Origin of the sequence: Glycomyces lechevalierae, assembly GCF_027622945.1 — a bacterium.
Lineage (GTDB): Bacteria > Actinomycetota > Actinomycetes > Mycobacteriales > Micromonosporaceae > Glycomyces > Glycomyces rutgersensis.
Genome location: NZ_JAPZVQ010000008.1, coordinates 163,543 through 189,482 on the forward strand (window position 1 = coordinate 163,543; position 25,940 = coordinate 189,482).

At 64.8% G+C, this 25,940-nt stretch carries 23 protein-coding genes and 2 pseudogenes; 10 read left to right on the plus strand and 15 right to left on the minus strand.

The features are described 5' to 3' along the window. Positions 1-33 precede the first annotated feature (33 nt). Positions 34-1,482: an adenosylhomocysteinase gene (gene ahcY / locus O2L01_RS14650; RefSeq protein WP_270122699.1), complete on the minus strand. Its 1,449-nt coding sequence runs from the start codon at positions 1,480-1,482 to the stop codon at positions 34-36. 341 nt (positions 1,483-1,823) lie between these two features. Between ahcY and O2L01_RS14655 the strand changes: the two genes are divergently transcribed. Then, a complete protein-coding gene (locus O2L01_RS14655) occupies positions 1,824-2,852 on the plus strand; it encodes a GNAT family N-acetyltransferase (protein WP_270122700.1) in 1,029 nt (342 codons plus the stop codon). Positions 2,853-2,991: 139 nt separating this feature from the next. Here the strand turns inward: O2L01_RS14655 and manA are convergent, their stop codons facing one another. From manA to O2L01_RS14680, 5 genes are all read right to left on the minus strand, one after another. Further along, the gene (gene manA, locus O2L01_RS14660) at positions 2,992-4,140 is read right to left on the minus strand and encodes a mannose-6-phosphate isomerase, class I (protein ID WP_270122701.1); all 1,149 of its coding nucleotides are present in this window, start codon (positions 4,138-4,140) and stop codon (positions 2,992-2,994) included. A 152-nt stretch (positions 4,141-4,292) separates the two neighbouring features. Then, positions 4,293-5,486, minus strand: coding sequence for an SIS domain-containing protein (locus O2L01_RS14665; RefSeq protein ID WP_270122702.1), 1,194 nt, complete (start codon positions 5,484-5,486; stop codon positions 4,293-4,295). Positions 5,487-5,576: 90 nt separating this feature from the next. Beyond that, positions 5,577-5,750: a Trm112 family protein gene (locus O2L01_RS14670; RefSeq protein ID WP_205326859.1), complete on the minus strand. Its 174-nt coding sequence runs from the start codon at positions 5,748-5,750 to the stop codon at positions 5,577-5,579. A 3-nt stretch (positions 5,751-5,753) separates the two neighbouring features. Beyond that, positions 5,754-7,133 carry a phosphomannomutase/phosphoglucomutase gene (locus O2L01_RS14675; RefSeq protein WP_270122703.1) on the minus strand — a complete coding sequence of 460 codons (1,380 nt, stop codon included), beginning with the start codon at positions 7,131-7,133 and terminating at the stop codon, positions 5,754-5,756. 78 nt (positions 7,134-7,211) lie between these two features. Beyond that, the gene (locus tag O2L01_RS14680) at positions 7,212-7,646 is read right to left on the minus strand and encodes a DUF3499 domain-containing protein (protein ID WP_270122704.1); all 435 of its coding nucleotides are present in this window, start codon (positions 7,644-7,646) and stop codon (positions 7,212-7,214) included. A gap of 121 nt (positions 7,647-7,767) precedes the next feature. Between O2L01_RS14680 and O2L01_RS14685 the strand changes: the two genes are divergently transcribed. Next, positions 7,768-8,199 (plus strand): metallopeptidase family protein, encoded by a 432-nt coding sequence (locus O2L01_RS14685; protein WP_270122705.1) that lies wholly within the window; start codon positions 7,768-7,770, stop codon positions 8,197-8,199. Between the two features lie 323 nt (positions 8,200-8,522). Here the strand turns inward: O2L01_RS14685 and O2L01_RS25570 are convergent. The 3 genes and pseudogenes from O2L01_RS25570 to O2L01_RS14700 form a co-directional block, all read right to left on the minus strand. Next, positions 8,523-8,774 (minus strand): annotated as a pseudogene (locus tag O2L01_RS25570) (WhiB family transcriptional regulator); the annotation flags it as partial. A 329-nt stretch (positions 8,775-9,103) separates the two neighbouring features. After that, positions 9,104-9,640 (minus strand): hypothetical protein, encoded by a 537-nt coding sequence (locus O2L01_RS14695; protein ID WP_270122707.1) that lies wholly within the window; start codon positions 9,638-9,640, stop codon positions 9,104-9,106. Positions 9,641-9,648: 8 nt separating this feature from the next. Beyond that, entirely contained in the window at positions 9,649-10,731 is a 1,083-nt protein-coding gene (locus O2L01_RS14700; RefSeq protein WP_270122708.1) for a mannose-1-phosphate guanylyltransferase, read from the minus strand. Positions 10,732-10,919: 188 nt separating this feature from the next. Between O2L01_RS14700 and O2L01_RS14705 the strand changes: the two genes are divergently transcribed. Beyond that, positions 10,920-12,992: an alpha-galactosidase gene (locus tag O2L01_RS14705; RefSeq protein ID WP_270122709.1), complete on the plus strand. Its 2,073-nt coding sequence runs from the start codon at positions 10,920-10,922 to the stop codon at positions 12,990-12,992. Positions 12,993-13,182: 190 nt separating this feature from the next. Then, positions 13,183-13,605, plus strand: a complete 423-nt coding sequence (locus O2L01_RS14710; protein ID WP_270122710.1) for a hypothetical protein — start codon at positions 13,183-13,185, stop codon at positions 13,603-13,605. A 55-nt stretch (positions 13,606-13,660) separates the two neighbouring features. Here the strand turns inward: O2L01_RS14710 and nucS are convergent, their stop codons facing one another. Next, positions 13,661-14,326: an endonuclease NucS gene (gene nucS / locus O2L01_RS14715; protein WP_270122711.1), complete on the minus strand. Its 666-nt coding sequence runs from the start codon at positions 14,324-14,326 to the stop codon at positions 13,661-13,663. Positions 14,327-14,440: 114 nt separating this feature from the next. Between nucS and O2L01_RS14720 the strand changes: the two genes are divergently transcribed. Continuing rightward, complete coding sequence (locus tag O2L01_RS14720; protein WP_270122712.1) at positions 14,441-17,749, plus strand: DUF4132 domain-containing protein; 3,309 nt, start codon at positions 14,441-14,443, stop codon at positions 17,747-17,749. 32 nt (positions 17,750-17,781) lie between these two features. On the opposite strand, the pseudogene O2L01_RS14725 reads toward O2L01_RS14720, so the two are convergent. Further along, a pseudogene (locus tag O2L01_RS14725) lies at positions 17,782-17,883 on the minus strand (endonuclease NucS); the annotation flags it as partial. 61 nt (positions 17,884-17,944) lie between these two features. Between O2L01_RS14725 and O2L01_RS14730 the strand changes: the two are divergent. Then, a complete protein-coding gene (locus tag O2L01_RS14730; RefSeq protein ID WP_270122714.1) occupies positions 17,945-18,493 on the plus strand; it encodes a DUF3885 domain-containing protein in 549 nt (182 codons plus the stop codon). 10 nt (positions 18,494-18,503) lie between these two features. Here O2L01_RS14730 and O2L01_RS14735 read toward each other — a convergent pair whose 3' ends face one another. After that, entirely contained in the window at positions 18,504-19,166 is a 663-nt protein-coding gene (locus tag O2L01_RS14735) for a hypothetical protein (RefSeq protein ID WP_270122715.1), read from the minus strand. 35 nt (positions 19,167-19,201) lie between these two features. On the opposite strand from O2L01_RS14735, the gene O2L01_RS14740 reads away from it, so the two are divergent. The 3 genes from O2L01_RS14740 to O2L01_RS14750 all read left to right on the plus strand — a co-directional run bounded on the left by O2L01_RS14740 (position 19,202) and on the right by O2L01_RS14750 (position 21,175). After that, a complete protein-coding gene (locus tag O2L01_RS14740) occupies positions 19,202-19,498 on the plus strand; it encodes a hypothetical protein (RefSeq protein ID WP_270122716.1) in 297 nt (98 codons plus the stop codon). 264 nt (positions 19,499-19,762) lie between these two features. Continuing rightward, a complete protein-coding gene (locus O2L01_RS14745) occupies positions 19,763-20,023 on the plus strand; it encodes a hypothetical protein (protein WP_270122717.1) in 261 nt (86 codons plus the stop codon). 249 nt (positions 20,024-20,272) lie between these two features. Further along, complete coding sequence (locus O2L01_RS14750; protein WP_270122718.1) at positions 20,273-21,175, plus strand: GIY-YIG nuclease family protein; 903 nt, start codon at positions 20,273-20,275, stop codon at positions 21,173-21,175. 200 nt (positions 21,176-21,375) lie between these two features. Here O2L01_RS14750 and O2L01_RS14755 read toward each other — a convergent pair whose 3' ends face one another. Next, a complete protein-coding gene (locus tag O2L01_RS14755) occupies positions 21,376-22,194 on the minus strand; it encodes a DUF4231 domain-containing protein (RefSeq protein WP_270122719.1) in 819 nt (272 codons plus the stop codon). Between the two features lie 547 nt (positions 22,195-22,741). Between O2L01_RS14755 and O2L01_RS14760 the strand changes: the two genes are divergently transcribed. Then, positions 22,742-24,544, plus strand: a complete 1,803-nt coding sequence (locus tag O2L01_RS14760; protein WP_270122720.1) for an ATP-dependent nuclease — start codon at positions 22,742-22,744, stop codon at positions 24,542-24,544. A gap of 233 nt (positions 24,545-24,777) precedes the next feature. On the opposite strand, the gene O2L01_RS14765 is transcribed toward O2L01_RS14760, so the two are convergent. Both O2L01_RS14765 and O2L01_RS14770 read right to left on the minus strand, forming a co-directional pair. Continuing rightward, positions 24,778-25,245, minus strand: a complete 468-nt coding sequence (locus O2L01_RS14765) for an NUDIX hydrolase (protein ID WP_270122721.1) — start codon at positions 25,243-25,245, stop codon at positions 24,778-24,780. Further along, positions 25,242-25,919, minus strand: a complete 678-nt coding sequence (locus O2L01_RS14770; RefSeq protein WP_270122722.1) for a TauD/TfdA family dioxygenase — start codon at positions 25,917-25,919, stop codon at positions 25,242-25,244. Before O2L01_RS14770 ends, O2L01_RS14765 begins: the two co-directional genes overlap by 4 nt. Positions 25,920-25,940: the final 21 nt, after the last annotated feature.

A 25,940-nucleotide genomic window follows, 5' to 3' on the forward strand; every position in this document is an offset into this window, starting at 1 on the left:
CGGACCGAATGGTCCGGGCCGCTCTTTCATGCTCTAGTAACGGTAGTGGTCGGGCTTGTACGGCCCTTCCACGTCCACGCCGATGTAGTCGGCCTGCTTCTTCGACAGGGTCGTCAGCTTGACGCCGAGCGCGTCGAGGTGGAGGCGGGCGACCTCCTCGTCGAGCTTCTTCGGCAGCGTGTAGACGCCGATCGGGTACTGGTCGAGCTTGGTGTGCAGCTCCATCTGGGCGAGCACCTGGTTCGTGAAGCTGTTGCTCATCACGAAGCTCGGGTGGCCGGTCGCGTTGCCCAGGTTGAGCAGGCGCCCTTCGCTGAGGACGATGATCGAGTGGCCGTCGGCGAACTGCCACTCGTGCACCTGCGGCTTGACCTCGAGCTTCTTGATCCCCGGCTCGGCGGCGAGGCCGGCCATGTCGATCTCGTTGTCGAAGTGGCCGATGTTGCCGACGATCGCCTGGTGCTTCATGCGGCGCATGTGGTCGATCGTGATGATGTCGCGGTTGCCGGTGGTGGTGACGAAGATGTCGGCGTACTCGACCGCGTCCTCGAGGGTCAGCACCTCGTAGCCGTCCATCGCCGCCTGCAGCGCGCAGATCGGGTCGACCTCGGTGACGATGACGCGCGCGCCCTGGCCGCGCAGCGACTCCGCCGAGCCCTTGCCGACGTCGCCGTAGCCGCAGACCAGCGCGACCTTGCCGCCGATGAGCACATCGGTGGCGCGGTTGATGCCGTCGACCAGCGAGTGGCGCACCCCGTACTTGTTGTCGAACTTCGACTTGGTCACCGAGTCGTTCACGTTGATCGCCGGGAATGGCAGGCGGCCCTCGCGCTCGAGCTCGTAGAGGCGGTGCACGCCGGTGGTGGTCTCCTCGGTGACGCCTTTGACGGCGGCCGCCTTGCGGGAGTAGCGGTGAGGGTCCTCCTTGAGGGAGCGGGCGAGCAGCGCCAGCACGACGCCCTCCTCTTCGCTCTCGGCGGTGGACAGGTCCGGCACGACCCCGTCGGCTTCGTACTTGGCGCCGTTGACCACGAGCATCGTGGCGTCGCCGCCGTCGTCGAGGATCAGGTTCGGCTCCGCGTCGCCCCAGTCGAGGGCGCGCTCGGTGCACCACCAGTACTCCTCGAGGGTCTCGCCCTTCCACGCGAACACCGGGACGCCCTGCGGCGCTTCGGTAGTGCCCTGCGGGCCGACCGCGATCGCGGCGGCGGCGTGGTCCTGAGTGGAGAAGATGTTGCACGAGGCCCAGCGGACCTCGGCGCCCAGCGCCGTCAGCGTCTCGATGAGCACGGCGGTCTGGATCGTCATGTGTAGGGACCCGGTGATGCGGGCACCCTCCAGCGGGCGGGACGCGCCGTAACGCTCGCGCAAGGCCATCAGGCCGGGCATCTCGTGTTCGGCCAGGCGGATCTCGTGTCGGCCGAAGTCGGCCAGCTTGAGGTCGGCGACCTTGTAGTCGTCGGCACGCAGCGTGTTCGTCATGGCAGAAATGCTACGCGCCGCGCCCTGAAGACCTGAACAACGCCACTGCGGGGGCAGCGTGGAGCACTGCGGCGCACGCCACGGAAAAAAATTTTCCAACAACGCGTGTTTCTGCTTGACACTGCCGAGGCTGTGGGTAATATTGCAGATACACAGCGTCACGGAGATGCGGAGGGCCCACAGGGTCCGGAACCGTCACCGAGGCGCCGGGGAATACCAAACCGGGGGGAGTGCCGGGCGGTCTGGGGTGGCCGCCCGGCACATTTTTGTGCACGGTCTTCTGGTGCACGGTCGCTAATTCGATTGCGGGCCTTCCCGTGATGCGGGATCGTACGGTCATCATGAGCGACATTGAAATCCTTCCGATCGATCCTCTCGACAACGCCCTCGTCGACGCCTGGATCGCGATGCAGAACGCGATCGCCGCGCACGACCGGCCCGGCGACGCGCTTTACAGCCCCGCTCACCAGCGGCTCCGCCTGTTCCTCTACCCCGCCTCCGTCGCCGTCGAGCGCTACGTCGCGCAGGTCGACGGTCTGGTCGTTGGCGGCTTCGAGCTGGTCCTCTTCCTCCAGGACAACCAGCACCTCGCGAGCTTCGAGCTGGAGGTCCACCCCGACCACCGCCGCCGCGGCGTCGGCACCCGCCTGCTCGAGTTCATGGAGCAGCGCGTCGCCGAGCTCGGCCGCGACACGCTCCTGGCCGGCGTCTCCGAGACCGTCGAAGGCGGGCCGGCGATGGACCACTCGGGCCGCGAATTCGCCAAGGCGCGCGGGTACAAGGCCGTGGACAACGAGATCCACCGCCGCAACGACCTCTTCGCCGTGGAGGACGACGACCTCGCGACGCTCTACGCCGACGCCTGGGCCAAGGCCGCCGGGTACGAGCTCGTGCAGTGGGTCAACCATGCGCCCGAGGACATCGTCGAGGGCATCGCCGCGATGCGCGCCCGCATGTACACCGACCCGCCGATGGGCGAGGAGCTGGACATCCGCCCGGCCCACTTCGACGTCGAGCGCGTGCGCGACGAGGAGCGGGTGCGCGCCGACCGCGGCGAACTCCAGCTCGCGGCCGCCGTCCGCCACGTCGAGTCCGGCGAGGTCGCCGGCCTGACCGACATCCTGGTCCTGCCCGGCGACGAGACCCATGCGGGCCAGAACGACACGATCGTGGACCCGGCGCACCGCGGCAAGCGGCTCGGCACCATCCTCAAGATCGCCAACCAGCGCCTGCTGCGCGAGTACCGGCCGAAGCTGCGGTACGTGCACACCTGGAACGCCGAGGTCAACTCCCACATGATCGCCATCAACGAGGCCATCGGCTACCGCCGCTACTGCCGCGACATCGACGTGCAGAAGAAGCTCGCTTAGTACGCAGATTCCCGCGTTGCAGATGGGAACCGGCCCCCGGCGCACACGGCGAAGCTTGCGAGCCGTGAATGAGATCAGTGGCGAAGCTTGCGAGCCATAGTGAGAACAGCGCTGGGGGCCGGTCTTTCGTCTTGGGGCGTCAGGCGCTCGCGATGAACAGTTCGCCTTCGCCGCTCGCGATGATCGGACCCGCCGTGCCGGCCGAGAAGGCCGCGCGGCCGGGGGAGAGGGCCACCTCGCCCTCGTCGTCCGCCACGGTGACGTTCCCGCCGGTGCTCAGGCAGATCCGGGGGCCGTCGATGTCGATCCGGAGCGGCTCGCCGGTGAGTTCGATACGCCGGAGCGTGAAGTCCTCGATCGGGACCGGCCAGGTGCGCACCACGCCGGCGTCCTCGATGAGGGCGCGCGGCTCGTCGATCGCGTTGAAGTCCAGGACGCGCAGCAGCTCCGGCACGTCGACGCGCTTGTTGGTGAGGCCGCCGCGCAGCACGTTGTCGCTCGCGGCCATGATCTCCACGCCGAAGCCCTTGAGGTAGGCGTGCAGGTTCCCCGCGGGCATGTACACGCCCTCGCCCGGTTGGAGCGTGATGTGGTTGAGCAGCAGGCTGACCAGGACGCCCGGGTCGTCGGGGTAGGAGCGTGCCAGGTTCACCAGGTCCGCCGCGTCCGCGGTCGCGAGTTCGGCGGCGGCCTTCGCGGCCGCGTCGATGATGCCGCGGCACTCCTCGCGGCCCAGCCCCAGCAGGTCCGGGACGGCGCGGCGCAGGCCGGCCTTCGGGTCGCGCAGGGTGGCGACCAGCGATTCGAGTTCGGGGACGCCGAGCGCTTCGATGTCCGCGGCGGCCGCGAGCGGGTCGCGGAAGCCGCACATCGCGCGGAACTCGGTGAGCGCCACCAGGAGTTCGGGCTTGTGGTTGTCGTCGACGTAGTTGCGGTAGGCCGCGTCGATGCCGATGCGCAGCTCGCGCTGGTGGCCCGAGTTGGCCTGGCGCAGGTTCGGGTGCGCCTGGAGCGACAGGGGCTTGCCCGCCGCGAGCAGCTTCAGCAGGAACGGGAGCTTCGGGCCGAAGCGGTCGAGCACCCGCTGTCCGAGCATCTCCGCCGGGGACGAGGCGATCGCGTCGTCCAGCGGCCGGCCGTCGTGGAGGGTCGAGGGGGCGCTGTGGTGGGCCCCGAGCCATTCCTCGGCTTCAGGGAGGTCGGCGGGGACCTCCCGGCCCTGCAACTGGGCGATGTCGACTTGCGATCCCCACGCGTAGTTGCGGATGACACCGTAGAGCCCCTGCACCGCCGCTCCTCACTGTTCGGGTTGAAGGCCTCAACTCTAACGGTTCGGCCCGCGCGGCCCGCCACCCCGGCCCGCCTGAGCGCGGGACGGCGAAGGCCGCGGACGGCATCGCCGTCCGCGGCCTTGAAAGTGTTGCGGCCCTTATGGTTCCGCTAGTCGGAACCGAGGGTGGCGTCCTTCATCTCGGAGACTGCCGGGACGCGCATCGGGTCGAGGCCGTGGGCGAGCGCCAGGTACACCGACGCGAAGTCGGGGACGGCGATGAGCGAGGCCAGCCGTTCGAGCGAGCAGCCGCCCTCGGCGGGCAGCACGTCGCAGCGGACGCCGCGGCGGGAGGCCAGGTCGGCGACGGCGTCGGCGCGGCGCACGTCCGGCTTGGGGCCGGTCTCGTCGCCGTCGAGGCCGTCGTCGCGCATGAGCACGATCCGCAGGCGGGTCAGCTCGTCGTCCTCGGGGTCCGCGAAGATGTCCTTCTGGCCCTCGGCGAGCGAGCCGAACACGCCGTCGAGGAGGCCGACGCGGCCGCGCCCGACCTCGCCGAGTTCACCGGAGACGACCGGGTAGCGGGAGTTCGCGGCGAGCATGTCGCCGAAGCGGCGGGCGGCCACTCCGGCGAGCGGGCTCGAGCCCCACACGACCGGGATCGACCCGGCCAGGTTCATCGCGAGCTCCTTCGCCGGGTTGACGTACGCGTCGGCGTCCGGGCGGCAGCGCTCGGCGTCCTCGTCGAGCCGCCGCGCGGTCTCGGCGATGTCCGCCTCCACGAGGTTCACGAGCCCGAGTTCCCTGGCGGCCATGAGGACCGGGACGGTGAGCGCCCACAGGCTGAGGCGTGCGGGGGCGCGGCGGGGGACGGCCACGAACGGGGCGCGGGCGCGCTCGGCGAGCGACTGCAGCTCCGAGTCGGGGGCGCCGATGGCGACGAGGCGCGCGCCGCGGCGCCAGGCGGCCTCGGCGGCGGCCAGCGCCTCGGGGCTGCGGCCTGAGGCCGAGACGGCGATGACGACGTCCGCGGCGCCGACCCAGCCGGGGACGCCGGCGGAGCGGTGGCCGAGGATCGGCACGGGGCAGCGGGGCCCTGCCACGGTGGCGAGGATGTCGCCGGTGCGCGCGGCGGTGCCGACGCCCGCGACGACGACCGCGCGGGGGCGGCCTTCTTCGGCGAGCGCGGTGAGGCCGGCGTCGTTGGCGAGCGCGGCGGACTCGCGGAGCTGCGGTCCGGCCGAGGCGAGCGCCCAGAGGGCGCCGCCGGGCCGGATCGACTCGCTCAGGTCGCCTTCGATGCGGCGCTCGTCGGGGAGCCGGTCGCCGGTGATCCCGGCGAGGCCGTCGTCCTCAAGACCCATGCTGTACTCCTCCTTGGCCTGCGGCCCTGGGCGGTTCGCTTCGTTGCCGGGACGGTTCTCGCACTGCCTCGGGAGCCGAGGCGGGCGCTGCTACTCCGGGCCGTCGAGGAGCATCACGGGGATGCCGTCCTCGACCCGGAAGACCTTGGCGCACTCCGAGCAGGTGAGCGCGTTCGCCTCGCGGTCGTACGAGAGCGGGGCGTGGTGGGGCTCGGGGCAGCGCAGCAGCTCGAGGAGCACTGGCTTGGGAGCGGTGGCGGGCATGGGCTAGTTCCTTACGGTGCGGAGGATGTCGTCCCGCAGCCGCTCCATGGACGCCTGGTCGGGGCCCTCGGCGTTGAGGCGCAGCAGCGGTTCGGTGTTGGACGGGCGCAGATTGGCCCACGAGCCGTCTTCGAGGTTGATCGTGAGGCCGTCGAGGCGGTCGGTCGTGACCCCTTCTCGCGCAGCGTACTGCGCGGCGACCTCTTCGATCTTCGCGTGCGGGTCGTCGACCTTGGAGTTGATCTCGCCGGAGGGCACGTAGCGCACGAACTCCTCGGAGAGCTCTTTGGCGGTGCGCTCGCTCTCGCCGACGGCGGCGAGGACGTGCATCGCGGCGAGCATGCCGGTGTCGGCGAACCAGAAGTCGCGGAAGTAGTAGTGCGCGGAGTGCTCGCCGCCGAAGACGGCGTTCTCCTCGCCCATGACGGCCTTGATGTAGGAGTGGCCGACGCGGGTGCGCAGCGGGCGGCCGCCGTGCTCGGCGATGATCTCGGGGACGGCCTTCGAGGTGATCAGGTTGTGGCACACCGCGGAACCGGGGTGCTTGGCGAGTTCGCGGGTGGCGATGAGCGCGGTGATCGCGGACGGGGTGACGGGCTCGCCGTCGGCGTCCACGACGAAGCAGCGGTCGGCGTCGCCGTCGAAGGCCAGGCCGAGGTCGGCGCCGACTTCCCTGACGCGGGCCTGCAGGTCGACGATGTTCGCCGGTTCGAGCGGGTTGGCCTCGTGGTTGGGGAACGTCCCGTCGAGCTCGAAGTAGAGCTCGTCGATCTCGAGGGGGAGCGCGGCGAGGACCTGGTCGCCGAGGACGGCGCGGACGGTGTGGCCGCCCATGCCGTTGCCCGCGTCGACGACGATCTTGAGCGGGCGGATGTTCGAGAGGTCGACGAGGTCGCGCAGGTAGGCGGCGTACGCGGCGAGGAAGTCCTCGCTCGTGGTCGTCCCGGGCTTCTCGGCCTCACGGGCCGGTTCGCCGTCGAGGATCGCCTGGGCCTTGTCGCGGATGTCCGCGAGGCCCGTGTCGAGGCCGATCGGGCGGGCCGCGGGCAGGCACAACTTCAGGCCGTTGTAGGCGGCCGGGTTGTGGCTGGCGGTGCACATCGCGCCGGCGACGTTCCGCTGGCCGGCGATGAAGTAGAGCATGTCGGTCGAGCAGAGACCGGCATTGATGACATCTGCGCCGGCGCGGGTCGCGCCGCGCGCGAAGGCTTCGGCGAAGCCGGGGCCGGAGTCGCGCATGTCGTGGCCGACGGCCCACGTCTTTTCACCGGTGACGGCCACGGCCGCTGCGCCGATGGCCTCCATGACCTCGGGCGTGAGTTGCGAACCGACGAGTCCGCGCACGTCATAGGCCTTCACGAATTCGCTGAGATTGGGAGCCACTCAGTTGCCGCCTTTCCGGTGTTGCGGGTCCGGTGGGGAGACGTTCGGCACCCTCGCCAAGGCCGCCCCGTGACGAGACTAGCGCTGTAGGTCCTCGTCGCCGGACACCACCCGGAGGTGACGCCGGGCACCGATCTGCGGCGCAGAGGGGCGGAGCCCTTGGCGCGGAGACGCATCGGGGTCCTCGTACCGGCTCCCCGTCATGGGGGCGGGCTCGGACGCGTCGATGTCGTGCCTCTCGCTCACGGCGGCTTCCCGCACGGCGTTGGCCAGGGCGACCAGGTCGTCGTCGGTGGGCATGGGCACCGCGTAATCGCCTTGATGGCGGACCAGTTCCCAGCCGTGGGGCACGGTGAGGCGCCGGGCGTGCGCATCACACAGGTCATAGCTGTGGGGTTCCCGCGTCGTCGAGAGCGGGCCGACCACAGCCGTCGAATCCGAGTAGATATATGTCAAAGTGGCCACCGCAGGCTGGCGGCAGCCGTTCCGGGAGCAACGCCGATCCGACCTCACCCCACGAAACTACCACTCGCGGTGGCGAAGTCAGCGACGCTGAACTGTGGTCCGATGCGGAATTGTCCGGATCGGGATCGCGGGGACCGAAATCGTCGGGCGCGAACGCTATGGTTTCCCCATGCGCAGAGATCGACACGGACGGGGGATGCGGGGGCCGCTGGCGCCTCGCGCACTGCCGCTGCGGCGCACGCCCGTCGAGCAGTTCGACGCGCTGGTGATGGATTCGGTGGTCGAGATCGAGCGCCGCCTGGCGGAGTCGCTCGGCTCGAAGTTCACGGACCTGCGCCACATCGAGTTCGCCGTGGACGAGGTGCCGCCGGAGTCCCAGAACTACGACGCGGACATCGTGGAGGACCGCGGGGTGCCGCTCTCGAAGCTGTACCCGGCGCAGCCGGGCACGGTCGCGGCCTCGCCGCGGATCGTCCTGTACCGCAGGCCGATCGAGCTGCGGGCCGAGGGCAAGGGCGAGATGGAGGGCCTGGTGCGCTCGGTGCTCGCCGAGCAGCTCGCGTCCCTGCTCAACCTGCCGCCCGAGGACCTGGAGTTCTGAGCCTCGAGCACAGCGCAGGGGCGGGACATCGATGTCCCGCCCCCGCCGCTCGCTCGCAGGGATGTGGTTTACGCGGCGACCGGTATGCGCTCCTGCACGGCCGGTTCCTCCGCGAGTTCGCCGATCGGAGCGGGCAGGCGGGCGCCGACCAGCTCCTCCAGCAGGTCCACCTGACTGCCGATGCCGCCCCCGACCAGGACGGGCTCGACATGGCGCTGCTCCGCCGCGAAGACGACCTCCGAAGTCAGCGCGGGGTTGATCATCGGGCTCGGGAAGCACACCACCACGGGCAGGCGCTCCGTGCGCCGACGTGCCGCCTCGCGCGCCTGGCGCTTGATCTTGCGGCGCTCCCTTTCGGAGAGCCCGCCCCAGATGCCGAAGCGCTCATCGTGGTCGAGTGCGTACTGCAGACAGTTCTCTTTGACCTCGCACCGCGCGCAGATGCGTTTCGCATCCCGCGTGGACCCCCCTTTTTCGGGGAAGAACGCCTCCGGATCGGTCTGCGCGCACAATGCGCGAGCCTGCCACTCCGGAACGTTACCCAAAAGGTCGGCCAAGTAGTCACGGCCGTCCATATACGTCCGCCTCCTCGTTCGCGCACCGGTCGGACCGGTGCTCCCCCCTTGCAATCACTTGCGCTGCACCGGGATGCGGATGGCGGGCTGGACGCGTTCCCTCCCCTGAAAACGCGTACGGCCCTGCTGCGGACGAGCCGGTCGTCCGCTGGTGCCTGTCCTGCATGGTTGTGCTTCTGGTGAAGCCCGGTGCCCGCGGGCGGCCTGTAGATGGGGCCGCACCGCCATTACTCGTCGCTATGGACGATGAGTGCTCATCGCTATTCGGTCACGGTTCGATATCAGACGATAGCGCACAGTGAACTGAATGATGGAAGGACCCCTCAGACTCACGCTTGTGGGGGACTTAACTTGACAGGTTTCGGAGTGGAGGATCGCTCACGAGTTCCGTTCCACCGCACCAAGACAAGACCGATACCGGCCAATGTCAACCACACCGCGTCGAGCAGCAGTCGCTCCACGGCGGCGCGGGTGTCGATGAAGACCTGTCCTTCCTCAGCCAATTGCCTGGCGTCGTCGAATCCGTACCGGGCTGCCGACAGCGTCAGCAGTACACCGATAACGAGGTAGGCGACATAAACGAGACGGGTAAGGCGGACTGTCACCCGTCCGGGTCGCGTGTCGGGTGCGACGAACGACGCGAGCGCAGGCAGCGCGACCGGGAGGATCGAGAAGAGCGTCGCCCGCGCCTCGTCGGTGAAGCCGATGCCGGCGGCGCGGCGGAGGGTGTCGTCGCGCGGGTCGAGGCCGACCCCGAAGAGCCACTGGGACAAGGCGACGGCGATGAACACCAGTGCGCAGGCGAGCAGGACGGCCGCGATGACCGAGCGCTGCCGGGAGGTGATCTGGCGGGACCCGAGCTTCATGGGCGCCATTACACCAGATCGGTTCTATTGGCCTGCTTGAGTTCCTCGACCAGGCCCTTGACCTCCTGGGCCCGGTCGCGGGGGCACACCAGGAGCGCGTCCGGGGTGTCCACGATGATGAGGTCGTCCACGCCGACCGTGGCGACGAGCCGCCCGGCGGCCGGCACGACCACGTTCCGCTTCGACTCGGTCAGCAGCGCCTCGCCCGAGCCGCGCAGGATCACGTTGCCCACCTTGTCGTTGGCGGGGAGGACCTGGCCGAGCGTGTCGTAGTCGCCCACATCGTGCCACTCGAAATCGCCCGGGACGACGCCGACCTTCCCGGCGGCGGCCGCGGGCTCCATGACGGCGTAGTCGATCGAGATCTTCTCGAGGGTCGGCCAGAGCTGCGCGAACAGCGCCTCGCGGCGGTTGGAGTCCCACGCGGCCGCGAGGGTGCGCACCGCGTCGTGCAGCGCGGGGCGGTGGCGCTTGAGCTCGGCGAGGTAGACGTCGACGCGCCACACGAACATGCCGGCGTTCCACAGGTAGTTCCCGGCCGAGACGTACTCGACCGCCGAGACCTGGTCGGGCTTCTCCACGAACGCCCCGAGCTGGTAGCCGGGGCCGACCGGCGGGCCGAGCCGCAGGTAGCCGAAGCCGGTGTCCGGGCCAGTGGGGGTGATGCCGATGGTCATGAGCAGGCCCGTGGAGGCCAGCTCCATCGCCTTCTGCACGGTCTTCGCGAACGCCTCGCCGTCGAGCACGAGGTGGTCGGCGGCGAAGGAGCCCATGATCGCGGTCGGCTCGCGCTCGGCGATCACCGCGGCGGCGAGGCTGATCGCGGCCGCGGAGTCGCGCGGGGAGGGCTCGACGAGGATGTTGTCGCCCGGCACCTCGGGGAGCTGGCGGGCCACGTCGACGGCGTGCGCGGCCCCGGTGACGACGTAAACGTGGTCGGGGTCGGACAGCAGCCGGGCCCGCTCGACGGTCGATTGCAGCAACGACGAATCCGTGCCGGTCAATGGCAGCAGGAACTTGGGTCGTTGCGCGCGAGACAGGGGCCAGAGCCGAGTTCCGGAACCGCCCGCGGGGACCACCGCGTGAAGCATGCCAATAGTCTTGCATGCCGCTCCCACGTGCCCGTTCACCACCTGCGGCGGGCCCGGTGCGGTGACACGGCGGTTGCGAGGGCGTGAAGAACGCGGCAACTCCGCGTCTTCTCGAGTAGTGATACCGGTTTCTATAGGCGGCGGCCGCCGGGGCAGACTGGACCCGATCTGATTCTGAGGAGACAGCAATGCCCATCCGTTTCGACGAAGCCGCCCTCGCCTGGCACCTCACCGGGCCCGGCCTCTCCTACGTCGTCGGCCTCCAGGACGGCCTGCCCCGCCAGCTGCACTGGGGCCCCGCGGTCCCCGACGAGGCCGTCCCCACCCTCGCGGTCGCATGGCGCGAGGCCTACTCGTGGGACGACCGCCTGCACACCGGCGCCGAACTCCTCGGCGAGCTCGGGCCGCAGTTCGCGACCCCGTCCCTGCAGCTGCGCCACCCGGACGGCGCCAAGGGCTTCGCATGGCACTACGCCGACCACACGATCGATGACGATCACCTGGCGATCCGGTTCACCGACCGGGACCTGGCGCTGACCCTGCACTACCGGCTCTGGGACACCGGCGTGCTCGACCGCTGGGCCTCCCTCGAGGCCGCGGCCCCGGTCGAACTCACCCGCTTCGACTCCGCCGCCTGGACCCTCCCGCACTGGGGCGACTACCGGCTCTCCCACCTCAGCGGCGAATGGGCCGCCGAATGGCAGCTCCGCCGCGTCACGCTCCCCGTCGGCGAGACCGCACTCGGCACCCGGCGCGGGCTCACCGGCCACCAGTCGAACCCCTGGACCGCCGTCGACGACGGCACCGCCACCGAGACCGCCGGGACCGTCTACTCCACGAACCTCGCCTGGTCCGGCTCCTGGCGGGTCCTGCTGCGCCGCTCCGCCCAGGGCCGCGTGTCGATCACCGGCGGCGCCGGGCACGAAGGCCTGCGCTGGACCCTCCGCGCCGGCGAGACCTGGACGACGCCCGTCTACTCCGGGCTGTTCACCGACGCCGGCTTCGGCGGCGCCTCGCGCGCCTGGCACGAGCACCTGCGCCGCCATGTGATGCCCACCCCCGAAGAGGACGCGCCCGTCCTCTTCAACTCCTGGGAGGCCGTCGCCTTCGACGTGGCCGAGGAGCAGCAGCTGCCGCTCGTCGAACTGGCCGCGCGCATCGGCTGCGAGCAGTTCGTCGTCGACGACGGCTGGTTCGGGCAGCGCGTCACCGACGACGCCGGGCTCGGCGACTGGCACCCCAACCCCGACCGGTTCCCCAAAGGCCTCGGGCCGCTCATCGACGCGGTGCACGCCACCGGCATGAAGTTCGGCATCTGGGTCGAACCCGAGATGGTCAACCCCGACTCCGACCTCTACCGCGCCCACCCCGACTGGGTCCTGCACCAGGCCGGGCGCGACCGCACCGAGCTCCGGCAGCAGCTCGTGCTCGACTACGGCCGCCCCGAAGTCGCCGCCTGGGCCTACGCCTGGCTCGACGACCTGTTGAGCGGCAACGACATCGACTACGTCAAATGGGACCACAACCGGCCCTGGACCGAGGTCGGCCGCCCCGGCGACGCCGACCCCGACCGGGCCTGGTTCGAGCACGTCGAAGCCGTCTACTCCATCAAGGAGCGCCTGCGCGCCGCGCACCCGAACGTGCGCATCGAAGGCTGCGCGGGCGGCGGCGGCCGCGTCGACCCCGGCATGCTCCGCTACGTCGACCAGGTCTGGACCTCGGACAACACCGACGCCGGCGACCGCGTCGCCATCCAGTACGGCTTCAGCCAGGCGTATCCGGCGCGCGCCATGGACACCTGGATCACCGACGAGCCCAGCGGCTTCAACCAGCGCACCACCTCGCTCCGATTCCGCTTCCAGGTCGCCAGCGCGGGCGTGCTCGCGGTGGGCGGCAACCTCACCGAATGGACTGAGGCCGAACTCGAGGAGGCCGCCGAGCATGTGGTGCAGTACAAGCGGCTGCGGCCGGTCGTGCAGCACGGCGTGCAGTACCGCCTCGGCGACCCGGAGGCTTCGGCGCTCACCGGCGTCCAGTACGTGCACGGCGACCGGATCGCGGTGCTGGGCTTCAAGACACCCTGGCACTGCAACCGGCCGCTGGCGCCGCTGCGGCCCGAGGGGATCGCGGCCGACTCGCGCTGGCAGGACGAGGACACCGGCGAAATCCATTGGGGAGCGACACTGAACGTGCTCGGTCTGCCACTCCGATTCACGGGTGCGGACTGGGACTCGGCGATCATGCGACTGCGGAGAGTCTAATAACGACTCCATTGCGTCATTTTCATTGGAATGAACACGATCTGTAATCGTCCTGGTCCGAACGGTTGCAGTGACCAGTATCTCGCGTATCGACCGGTTGACCACCGTTATGCGATTTGCGCCGTTGCCATAGACTCCAGGCTGTTCCGCCCGAACAACCCGATCGATCGATTTCAATAGGAGTTACCCCGTGGCTTACCCGCCCGCCCCGGCCCCCATGCAGCAGCCCGTCCCCGTCAAGCAGGGCAACGGCTTCGGCGTGACCGCCCTCGTGCTCGGCATCATCGGCCTCGTCTTTGCCGTGATCCCCGTCGTCAACGTCTTCACCGCGATCCCGCTCGGCGTGCTCGCCCTCATCTTCGGCATCATCGGGGTCGTCAAGGCCGGCTCGCGCGGCGGCAAGGGCAAGGGCACCGGTGGTACCGGTCTCGTGCTCGGCATCCTCGCCATCGGCGTTGCCATCGCGATGAACGCCCTGGTCTTCAATGCTGTCAAGGACGAAGCCGACAAGATCGAGCAGGACACCATCCAGGACTGCGTCGACTCGGGCTACGGCACCGAGGCGGAGTGCCAGCAGCTCTGGGACGACGCCGAGGACTTCGAGGTCGAGTAGCCTCGAGTACTGCAAAAGGGCCGCAGCGGTTACGCTGCGGCCCTTCGCCGTTCGTCTAGAAAAGCCTCGGCTGGCTCTCGTCGATCGCCCCGCGCAGGTCGTCGTAGTCCAGTACGACGCAGCGGATGCCGCGGTCCTCGGCGAGGACGCGGGCCTGGGGCTTGATGGCCTGGGCGGCGAAGACGCCGTCGACCGGGGCGAGGAGCGGGTCGCGGTTGAGCAGCTCCAGGTACCGGGTCAACTGCTCGACGCCGTCGATCTCGCCGCGCCGCTTGATCTCGACGGCCACGTGCTTCCCGTCCGAGTCGCGGCACATGAGGTCCACCGGCCCGATCGCGGTCGGGTACTCGCGGCGCACCAGCGACCAGCCCTTCCCGAGCGGCGCCGTGTCGGCGGCCAGCAGCTCCTGCAGGTGCGCCTCGACGCCGTCCTTCTGCAGTCCGGGGTCGATCCCGAGCTCATGGCTCGAGTCGTGGAAGACCTCTTCGATGCTGATCTTCAGCTGGTCCCCGGTCTTCTTCGAGGTCACGGTCCACTCCGTGGCCCCCTCGACGACCGTGCACGGCGGCGTCATCCAGTTGAGCGGCTTGTACGACCCCCCATCGGCGTGCACCAGCACGCTCCCGTCCGCTTTCCATATTAGCAAACGGGTAGCCATGGGCAAATGGGCAGAAAGCCGACCTGTGTAATCAACCTGGCACCGTGCCACCAACAAACGCATGCCCAGCACCCTACCGGCAGCTCTGCGGCAAGGACCGCGCGTGCAACCGTCTGTGCGGTATGACGGGTCTAGGGTCGCGAACGAATGTCACACCTGTCTCATAGCCTTACTCCTATGAAGAGAGTGAACCCCTCCGCCCCTCGCCAGCTGCCCGATGAAGACCTGCTTGAGCTGCCCAAATCCTGGAAGCAACACACCTTCGACTGGCCCGGCCGTGGAGCGCCTCGGCCGGTCGAGATCAAGGAAGACGCCCCGGCCGAACTCAACAAACGATTCACCGAGGGGGCCCGGTATCTCGAGTACGCGTTCCGTGCGCTCCCCGATCCCTCCCTCGAAGCGCCCATTCGCGCTGGTATCGCCGGAGAACCGGACCCACTCGGAGCCGCGCTGGCATTGAAGCTGCTGGATTGGGTGGATGCTTCTCGCGACAACCGGGAGCTCGCCCGCGATGCCTGGATCGCACAGTACGGAATCGGCTTCACTGTAAAAGCCGCGGTCGAACTGTTGAGTACCAGCGTTACCTGGCTGCATCCTCGGATCGTCTCTCGGCAACAGGTCCGAATCGGGCCGATGCATATCGCGCACTTGGCAGGGACTTGGGGAGTCGCCAGCTGGATCAGCCCCATCCGGTCGTTGCTGGCTGCGCTCGACTCTTCGGCGTACGCGGAGGTTGTTGCCTCGGTCGGTGGCATGCGATCGGATGATTCGAAACGATTTGCCAGCGCCATGCTGATCCCGGACCAGGAATCCTGGGTAGAGGAGGCTTGTCTGCTCCATGCATCGCACGGCCCGCTGAACGTCGGCAAGGATGCCCTGTGGTCCTGCGTGTCGAGGCGGGAACACCTCGAAGCCAGCGGCGCATCAATGATCGATGCCTATCAGTGCGAGGTGGGGACGGTGGTCCGTCTCGTGGATGCGCTGGGAGTCGAGGCGCTTCCGGTCCTGGTGAAGTCCCTTGGCAGCCGGTCGGTCAAGCGTCCTGAGGTAGCACGGGCGATGGTTGACGCGCTCGGAATCCTGCCTTCTGACCCGGCGATCGAATACCTTCTCGAACGTAGTGGCGAAGCGCGGCCGATGGCTGCGGCGCGTGCCGCAGCGAAGCGCTTCCCGGTCCGGACCCTGCGAGCGATCGCCTCGGTGTCGGAGGCGTCTACTGGTCCTGCCAAGTCCAGGCTTGCCGGAATCTCGCAGTCGAACGCCCTGATACAGCAGGCTGTTGCGATGCTCGACGAAGTCGATCGCCAGGCGATCGAGCAGCTTCAGGCGATGTCAGCGGGGGTTCCGGTGGCTGATCCATCGACACTGCCGGAGCGCTTCACATCGCCGCCTTGGGCGGCTTTCGTGAACCGAGCAACACCGACCCCGCTTGCTGGACTTTCTGCACCCCCATTGAACGAACTGCGTTGGAACGAAGGCGAACAGGAGGCCTTCCAGGTCCTTGCCGATGGCGAGAACCACGTCGCCCACCAGGGGTTCTGGGAACGTTCGATGCCTGACGGCCCGCGAGCTGATCACCCCTGGCTCCCGGAGTTCCTCGCTTACGCCTCCGAAGAACTGGTCGGATCAGCGCTCGACCAATGGGATGGTGGGGCTCGCTCGGCCTCGGTTTCCACGGTGAAGGCGATCCTCGGCCGGCACTCGCTAGCCGCGATCGACCGTGTCATGCAGAACGTCCGGTCGAAGAAGGACTTCCGTCCCGCCATGCTTCCCATCGTGAACATCGATGCGGCGAGGACTGCAGCTGACAGCATGACGCGGTCGCAGAGCGACCGCGCCGTTGCATTGGCCTGGCTCGACAGGCATCCCGACGCTGCGGCCGCGCTCCTCATCCCGGACGCGTTCGGTCCAGACGCGAAGCTGCGCGGGCCCGCTGTCAAAGCGCTGCGGTACCTGGCCGAGTCAAACCGGGAAATCCTGGACACCCAGGCGAACCAGTACGGCGTGTCTGCTGCGGAGGCGGTTCGAGCGCTGATCGAGCCTGATCCGTTCGACCCGAAGCTCGACAGCCTTCCGCGTATCGGCACATGGGCTGATCCGCATTCGCTGCCACAGGTGCTGCTCGCAGGCGGTGCTGCCGCGTTGCCCACGGATGCAGTCAAGACACTGATGATCGCGCTGGCGATCGACGGGCTTGAGGGCCCCTATCGGGGGGTCGACGTGCTCGTTCGCGAATGCGATGCGGCTGGACTCACCGCGTTCTCGTGGGCCCTGTACGAGCTGTGGACCGCCGCGGGCTGCCCCTCCAAGGACGTCTGGGCCATGACGCAGTTGGCGAGGTTCGCCGACGAGCGCACGGTGCGACGTCTCGCTGCGCTCATCTGCGAATGGCCCGCGAAGGGGCAAAGCACCAAAGCCGTCAGGGGCGTCGAGATTCTTGGCGCCATTGGGACCGAGGCGGCGCTCTGGGCGGTACGGGGGATTGCCGAGGAAACGAAATTCAAGGCGCTCAAGAAAGCGGCCGCCGATCAGATCGACGCGATCGCGCAGCGGCTCGGTCTCGATCGCGAACAGCTCGCCGACCGTCTCGTCCCGGACTTCGGCCTGGATGCGGCTACACCGCTCGTCCTCGACTATGGTCCCCGCTCCTTCACCGTCAAGTTCGACGAGCAGCTGCGGCCCTACGCGGTCGAGGACTCCGGGAAACGTCGCGCCAATCTGCCGAAGCCCGGCGCAAAGGACGACCTCGACCTCGCCCAGCCGGCGTACGAGCGATTCACCACGATGCGCAAGGACCTCAAAAAAGTCGCGGTGGAGCAGGTTCGCCGCCTCGAATCAGCGATGGTCCACGGCCGCAACTGGACCGGCGATGAGTTCCAGACGTACTTGGTCGGTCATCCGTTGCTGTGGCACCTGACGGGCCGCCTGGTCTGGCAGGCCGATTCTGGTTCAGGATGGACCTCGTTCCGCCTCGCAGAGGACCGCACTCTTGCTGATCTCGAAGACGAGCCGATGGCCCTGCCTGGCGAAGCCGTCGTCCGACTCGCGCACCCGGCCACCTTGGGCGATGAAGTCGAGCAGTGGGCCGCGGTCCTTGCCGACTACGAGACCCTCCAACCGTTCGATCAGCTCGGACGCCCTGCGCTTTCACTGACCGAGGAAGAGCGGCTGTCTGGGCGGCTGAGCCGATTCGAGGGCCAGGCAGTGGACGGCGGCCCTCTGATGGGGCTTCTCAAACGCGGCTGGCGGTATGGCGACCCCGACCCCAGAGGAAGCCGACGGAGCATCTACTTCGAGTTCCCCGAAGGCGGGTTCATTGCACTGGAGACCGAACCGTCGTTCTATCCGTCCTACCGCCCGGACGACAACCTCACCCTGGACCACGTCGAGTTGGCTCTGCCAACTCCGAACCACACGATCGATGCTGTCGCTATGTCGGAGGCACTCATGGCAATCGCCAAGGTCGCACGGAACCCGCAGAGGTAACAACCGACTCAGGTGAGATTTGCGGACTAACAAGACCCGTCCGCTTTCCATATTAGCAAACGGGTAGCCATGGGCAAATGGGCAGAAAGCCGACCTGTGTAATCAACCTGGCACCGTGCCACCAACAAACGCATGCCCAGCACCGTACCTGTGCCACAGGCCTGCCCTTGACATGCCGCAGCTAGCCTGAGACCCGTGCATAAGGAGTTCGCGAGTGTGTGGGAGAAGTGTTGGCAGTTGGAGCTGCTCGCGACTCCGTACGAGTTGAAGCACCGCTATCGCGACCGGTGGGTGAGGTTCCACTGTCTGCCTGAGTCGAAGCGCTACGCCGAGAGCGAGTCAGAGACTGCCGTGATCCTCGACCGGTACAACTCCGTGCTCGATGAGCTGTTCGGCGGCGGTGAGGTGTGCGTGGTTCGTGCCGAGTACAGCGGCAGGAGAGCTCGGCGCGGACTGCAGAAAGCTTGGCGCACCACCGTCTACGACGTGGACCCCGAGTTCGGCCCCTCCCGCGCGGACCTATTTCTCACCCGCCATGTGTGGCAACGTGGCCTGCTCGACCCGAGACTCCGGAAGGTCGCCGATGACCGGGAACCTGGCGGCATCATCACCGATCCCGGTGCGCGCTGGCTCTTTCACCCGTACGACGGTGGCATGGACGTCATCGCCCCGACAGCAGCGGACCGCGATGCGCTTCGAGACCGGCACCAGGACTGGTTGTCCAAGCACCCACAAGAGTTCTGAGCCCAGTCGCTCAGTTGAGGCGTTCGAGCTGGGTGTGGTGTCGTAGTGCTTCGCCTTGTCGTGTGAGTCGCAGGGACTCTTCGAAGTCGGGGCCGGGTAGGCGGATGCTGCGTAGTACGGGGTCGCTGGGGTAGCCGCGGAACGTTGTCGCCGGGGCACCGTGGTCGTCGGGGGTGTAACCGAAGCCGTCGAAGAAGGCCCAGCCTGTCCCGCTTTCCGGTGCGTAGCAGTAGACGTACTTGTGGATTCTGAAGCTCGGAGGTCCGAACGCCTTGACGATCTCGCTCAGATGGGCGTCTCTGCCGTTAAATGCGGAGTCGGCTGCAGCGAGCAGGGCGGACCAGGGTTCGTCCGGGAGGAGTCTGTCTACGGTGAGGTATCCGTAGCCGTGGAAGATCTCAGCAAAGAGTGAGGCGACCTCGCTGTGGAAGCGGGTGTCAGTGCCGAAGGCTTCCCGAAACAGCCCGGGGATGCCGCATGACCGGTACTTGTCCGACAGTCCGAGGTCGTCTCTGGTTGGCTCGGGGAGGCCGTCGAGGAAACGCAGGTCATCAAGCCGCAGTTTGCACATCGACTCGAAGTCCTGGTCATTGATGACGTACAAGCCGGGGCGGCGCAGCATCTGCGTGACCTGCTCGATAAGCCGGGTGCGCATGGCGGCTGCTTTGTCCATGGATGCAGCGTAGTGCCGGATGCAAGACTTCGCGAGTGGAGGAAACGTTTGCGGCGCAGCTCGAATGGTGGGCCAACTCAACCATCTGCATGCGTTTCGACGTGTTGATCACGATCGAGGAGAGGAGCGCAGACCTGGCCGCTCGTGGTCGACTCGCCGACGATGCACTCGCTGACGGTGAAGCAGTAGAGATCTGGGATCTCCTGTGTGAGGCGAGCCCGTTCTTCCGGCTGGCCTTCGAGGATGGTTCCGCCTTTGAGGTTGTGCTGCGGGCAGGCAATCGGCCAGGCGAATTCACCGTGTCTGAATGTGGATCGGATTGTCTGCTGTGAGCGGCCGACGATTCCCACGCGGCTTTCGACTTCGCGACCGGCAGTCAGCGAAACCGCCGTGTTCCCCGGCTGGTGGTCGCGAGTCAGTCGAAGAGCACGTCACTCTTCGTTCGATCTGGATGTGGAGGACCGAGCGCGCGCCTTCGTCTACTCCTATGGAGCGCGAACGAACTCCGCAACTCGACCGGTACCGAGAGGACTGGATCGGTGGCGGCGTGCCCTCGGAGTTCGTTGATCGGGCGATCGCGTTTCAAAGGTTGTGGGGTGGTCTCGTCCTGCCGCCGGGTCCGTTTTGTGACGGTTGCTTACGGGTTCATGATCGGGCCCGATGGAGCGTTCGGGATCGCTGAGGTGCGTTGGGCGGCCCTGCACGCGTCGATTGAGGGCTGGATCGGGTCGCTCGCCCTTGCGCACGGTGCCTTCACCTACGCCGAGCAGGTCACCAAGTTCACCAGTAGCCGTGTTGATTCGGTCGACTTCACCGGTCTTGATCGGGTCGAGGAGGTCCTGCAGCGCCGTTGCTAGCCTGAGACCCGTGCATGGGATTTCGCGAGTCTGTAGGAAGCACTGTCACCTGGGCGAAGAAGTCATGCTCGTCTACGTCGAACCTGAGCGATATCAGCTGCCCATGTCACCTAACGACTCCGATCGGAATCTGGTATGCAGAGGTTCGGATGCACTGCCGCTTGGTGATTTGGCGCGGCCAAGGTGAAGCGACTGGCCCTCGCCGTGAGTCGCCGGTATCTTCGGGATGAGTTGTCGGTGGGGCCGAGTATGGTTCCGGCATCCTGCCGGACAGAGATCGCAAGGAATTCAGAGCAATGTACGGCGGGTGCGGGAGATCTATGGCTGCCAGGTCGGGCCTGTCGCTTGAAGCCACAGCACGGGAAGAGACGGAGGCGTGAATTGCCTGCAAAACGAGGCGTAATTTATGTGCTCACAAATCGGTACTTCGCACGGAATATTGTAAAGATCGGGATGACCGAGAGAACAGCAACGCTCCGCGCTCGTGAGCTCTCGACCGCAACTGGGGTGCCTGATGATTTTGAAGTAGCTTACGAGCAGATTGTCAGTGATGCAATTACGGTCGAAAGCAAAGTTCATGAGTTGCTTGCTGATTACAGACTCAACAAGCGCAGGGAATTCTTTCAGCTTCCCACAATGAAAGCGATTGAGGTTGTTCGATCAGTTGCTGCGGAATATCTTGTGGATGAAGAAAACGAAGCTGATGAGATCGATGTGCTTCCTGGATTTGAAAGTCGAATGCGCCGCTGGCTAAGGTCAGATCTTGTTGCGGTTAGCTATCATCAGTTTTCGGACCTCTGCGTAGTCAAATGGGTAACCCAACCAGACCTTTCATCCGAGGGTGCAATAGAGCACATATTTGATTTGAGTGTCATTGCCGGTCATCCGCTAGAAAGCGTACCACCCTACGACGGTAGATGGTTCAGTCCAGTCCGGAATACTCCGGAAGAAAACGCTAGAGAACTCCTCGTCCTGGATGCGTACTCGATGATCATGACCGGGCTGGACATTCTTTCAGAAGAAGCAATGAGGTATGTTGCTGACCTATGGGAACTACATAAGACAGAGCCTCCTATTCAGCTTTCCTGGCGCGTTGTTGAACAACGGCTTGATATGTGGGGAAACAATGAGTATCCGTCGGTGGACTCTTGACGGACTGTTATTATTGGCAGGACCTTCATTGAGCTCGTTTAAAGTTCGTGGGTGCAAGTTAGGAGGCCTGAATCCGTTTCGTCGAGTGGCATCGACGGAGGAGTTCGTGGGTTGTGAACCGAGGGTCGTGTTCGACGTCTGCTTGTGCGGATGTTCGGGGAAAGTCTTTAAGATGGCCGATAAGGCCACTTCGTGCGCGACTATCTAGCTTCGCGGTTCTTCTCCTCGCCGGAGGATTCTTCGAGCTGTAGCTCGCGCTTACGCTGCTCTTCGACGATCTCCTCAACTCTCTCTGCAAAGAGCGTCAGTCGTTCCACGTCGCTCTTGCCGCGATAGTCATGAAGTCCAAGCTCCATTGCTTGAGACTCGCGAGCGATGGAGTCAGCAGTCTGCTGTTTTGCGATGCCTCTTTCGCGAAACTTAAAGAATCCAGTTGCGGCTGAGGCGATCGCTACGACCATGCTCATGGCGGCTGCTACCCATTTGAACCAATTTGTGTCAGAGATAGTCGCAGCGGAGGCGCTGGTAGAGCTGGCGGCGATCACTGCCCCAACAATAATCAGCCATTGAAGAGTGTTGCCGATTTTTCGGCTTTGAGTTGCCTGCTCGCGGTACCTATCCATGGCTGACCTTGCATTAATCCGATAGATTCGTAGAGATTCTTCGTGATTCAGGGCGTTCTTTGCCGCAAGGTGAGCCCTCTGGGTATAGAGATGCACGAGTTGGTTGTCATGCTGCGCGAGTTCGGATTGTCTGGTGAATATGAAATAGGCTGCAGCGCCCGTGGAACCAACTGCAGCTAGGAATCCTATTATGCTGAACGGCTCTCGGTAATTGGTCCAAATACCGACAAACATCGACCAACCCAAGAAGAGCGCTACGACGAGGCTGGAAGATAGCCAGATTACCTTCATTAGGCGCTGTGCGCGCAAGGTTCTATTTTTTGATTCTTCAAGCGCAATATCCTTACTGTTATTTCTGAGCGCTTCATCGCTCTGTGCGGGTATTTCGAGAGACACGGATACCTCCGACTGGATCTAAGATGATTCGGTAGAGATCGTACCGACAGTCCAGGATTTCGAAGGGATGAAAATATTCGCAAATGACGTAAAGCACTCGAATCGAGAGTCAAGTTTATGACACACCTCGTTCCAACGCAAGCCCGCACTTTCACTTTGATCTTGTTCCAGCTTCATCGCAAGAATTCGCGCGTTGACAGACGGATGTACAGAAGGTGTCAGCTCGTGTGGATTTGTCCCAGAGGCGAGCGAGGGGGCCGCCGCGAGGGGCCGGCGCGGAGGGAAGAGCCGAAAGTCAGCTGGCGGTTCGTGGTCACGTATCCACAGAACTATCATGGCTGTATAGGGACTGCGCAAGGGGCTCCGTGGAAGGCGGATCGGCCGGGCTGCGAGCGCCCTCTTGCACGGTGATAAGTGAGGAGCCAGCGTCCCCGTCTCGTCGAGGCGGTCGCGTCATCGAGGTGTTAGGGGTTGATCCGAAGGAAACGCGCCGATAGGCTGGGCTGAAGTATCTCAAGCACTCATATTGCGTAAACTAGGAAGTAACATGAAGCTTACTGAGGTCACCATCAAACGCTTCAAGCAGTTCACTGAAGAAAATCTGAAACTCCGTGAAGGAGTGACGATTGTAGCGGGTGGAAACAACGCGGGAAAATCCTCGCTGCTACAGGCTCTCGCTGTTTGGGAATTCTGTAAGGTCGCCATTGTTGCGGAAAAGGGGACTACCGCTCTTACAGGAACCAGCCTAGGCGCTCAGGGTTTGGGAATTGGTGATGACGAGTTTTCTCCTATTAATATTCCAACCCTTAATCATCTGTGGACGAACCTGAGATCGTCCAAGAATCCGGAGACAGATCCGGATGGTTATACTCTTTCGATCGGATGCACTTGGCGTGACGACGCGGACGCAGAGAAGCGGCTGAAGTTTTCGCTCTCGCTAGCCAATGATCGTCTTTTTGTGAAGTTGTCGGATTCAAATCTTGACGAAGACGATCGGACTCCAACTATTGCCTATTTGCCGCCGTTCGCGGGTATATCTGCCCGGGAAGAGCGGGCGACAGGGGCAATGCGAAGGCGCAGAATTGGCGAGGGGCTTGCGGGTGCAGTGTTGCGAAATCTTCTCCTGGATATGCGGCTAGAGAATGTTGCAAAACGAGATTCCCTAGGAAAGGACAAGACGCGCGTTCCGGAAAAAGATCTCGTTAAGCTTCGCGATGAGGACCCATGGGAAATTCTTCAGCAGACACTGAGGGAGGTATTTTCAGCGGAAATTCTTATGGCAGAGTTTAATGAGGAATACCATTCGTACATTCAGGCGAATGTTGATAAAGGGTCTGTGGCCGGGTACAAGCTCACAAGGTTCCCGAAGTATAAGCCACATGACTTGATGGTTGAAGGAAGTGGGTTCCTTCAATGGCTTAGTGTTTACACACTTGCGACGTCTCCTTCGACTGATATTCTCCTATTTGATGAGCCTGATGCACATCTTCATGCTGCGCTTCAGATGCAAATGGTGGAAAGATTGGCGATGCTTTCTGGTCAATTTGAGAAGCAGGTTCTTCTAGCTACTCATTCGACCGAGATTATCCGCTCGACCGATCCTCACAACATACTTGAAGTTAGAAATAGCGGTCAATCTCGCTTCCGATACCTAACGGAAGATTCTCAAAAGACAGGACTTCTTGTTGGGATTGGGAGCGATTATGCGCCGCGTATCGATCAGGTTCGAAAGAAGAGGCGAGTGTTCTTCTATGAAGGAAAATCGGATAGATTGATACTTCAGGCCCTTTCTGCGATCGCAGAGGTTGAGTGGCCTGAGAATGTTGCCGAATGGCAAACGAGTGAGAGTGTCAAAGAGCGAAAGAAGATCTGGCAACTCCTGAGTCATGAGTATGGTGAAATTACTGCCCTTAGTCTTCGCGATCGAGATGATGAGGCGTCTGGCACCACTGGATCTGATCTCCTCGATAAGGGGTGGAAGGTCCCGGAACATTTCAAGGCAGTGAAGTGGCGTCGACGCTATATCGAAGCGTATCTAATCTGGCCTGAAGCGATTGCTCAAGCGGCAAAAATGTCGCGAAGCAAGGTTGAGTCGGATCTCAGCTCGAAGTTCGGGCTTGGTTCTTTCGACGATAGGTGGAAACGCACGGATGCCGCTCAAGCATTTATGGATGCGCGCGCGAAAGACATTCTTTCTCATTTCAATGTTCGGCCGGTGGATGTGGCTAAAAATATGAGGGCCGAGGAAATTTGTGAAGACATTATGACCTTCTTTTCGATTCTCAAGGAATTCGCTGGCGAGGGGGGAATTCCGGGGTCTGAAGCGAAGGAATCTGCGGGGCTTTTCTAGGATCTGAGGCTGCATACTCGGTTACCTTTCAGGCAATAGTGCTCAAGGTTCGCGATCCAGGAAGCACCGGGCCGGAATGGGAGAGCCCACGGTTGGGTCGAAGGATGCTCGGACGTTTGATCATGCTGTTGTAATGTTCGGCGCGGCCCCCTATTTGTCGTAACGACGCCCTACGTGTCGGCTATGGGACGGCACTTCTAAGTTAGGTTGTCTTCATATTTTCTTTCATGAGCTCACGCTGTCTGTGCGAGAGCGGCTAGGAGCCACCGGGATACTGGAGCGTTGCTGAGATCGCCGACGTTGGAGATCCACCGTGCCTCCGCGAGTTCTGGTGAAGTGGTGACGGTTGTTGTCGGAGTGGCAGCGGTGAGGATGGTGAGCGTGTCTCGCTTGGCCTCAAGGGTTGTGGTGATGGTGTTGAGTTCGACGAAGTCGTTCGGGTTAAGGGTGAGACTGAGTTCTTCTGCAACCTCGCGTGCCCCAGCTTCGGCAGGTGTCTCTCGGGTTGGGTGGTAGCCGCCGCCGGGGAGGCCCCATCGTGTGGGGTCTGAATAGGAGTGGCGGACGACGAGGAATCGGCCGGCGTCGTCGCGCAGCAGGACCTTGACACCAAAGGTGTTTGGTTTGCGGACCCGCCACCATAGGCGGTGCATGGGCGCGAGAGCGCGCAGGACGGACGCCGGTAGGCGGACGTGTTTCATGGCTTCAGTGTGACGGTCCGGTAGTGCGGGTCGTCGTAGCGGAAGCGGATCATGCGGCGGGTGCCGTTGAACGGCTGCCGAGCATGAATCATGGCGCGGTTGTTCACCACCAGGAGGTCTCCAGCTCGCCATTGGTGCACCAGCACAACGGCCTCGGCCAGCGCGGATTCGACATGCCCGTACATCTCGTCCTCGCTGAGGCCAGTTGGAAGGCCGAGGACGCTGTTCGTCTCCAGCTTGGAGCGGAAACGGAGCGCGGGCCCGTGGACGCCTGGATTGATGAGCGGGTGTGTCGCCTTATTGGGGCGCCACTTGGTCGAGTACGTGATCCGAACCGAGGTGAAGCGGTGTTGCTGGGCGAGGAGGGTGCGCGCAGCCGCTCGCCCGTCGAAGAGGCAGGTTGCGCCGCCTTCGGTGGCTGGGATGAGGCAGCCGAGCGCGAAGAAGCGAAGGGGCTCCTGGTCGTCGAGCTGTTCGGTGTGCCGGGGGAGCCATGTCGGATCGTTCTTGGCTGTAAGGGTTCGCGAGCCCATCCAGCGTGCGCCGAGATGGGTCCCAAGTACGCTCGCGGCAGCGGTCATGGCCTCGGGTTCCGGCTCGGCCCGAATGAGGGTGTAGCCGCGGATGTGCAGGTCTTCGGCAAGGTCGTTAAGGGTTCGGGTCAGTGTGAGCACGGCGTTCTCTTTCTTCCGGTA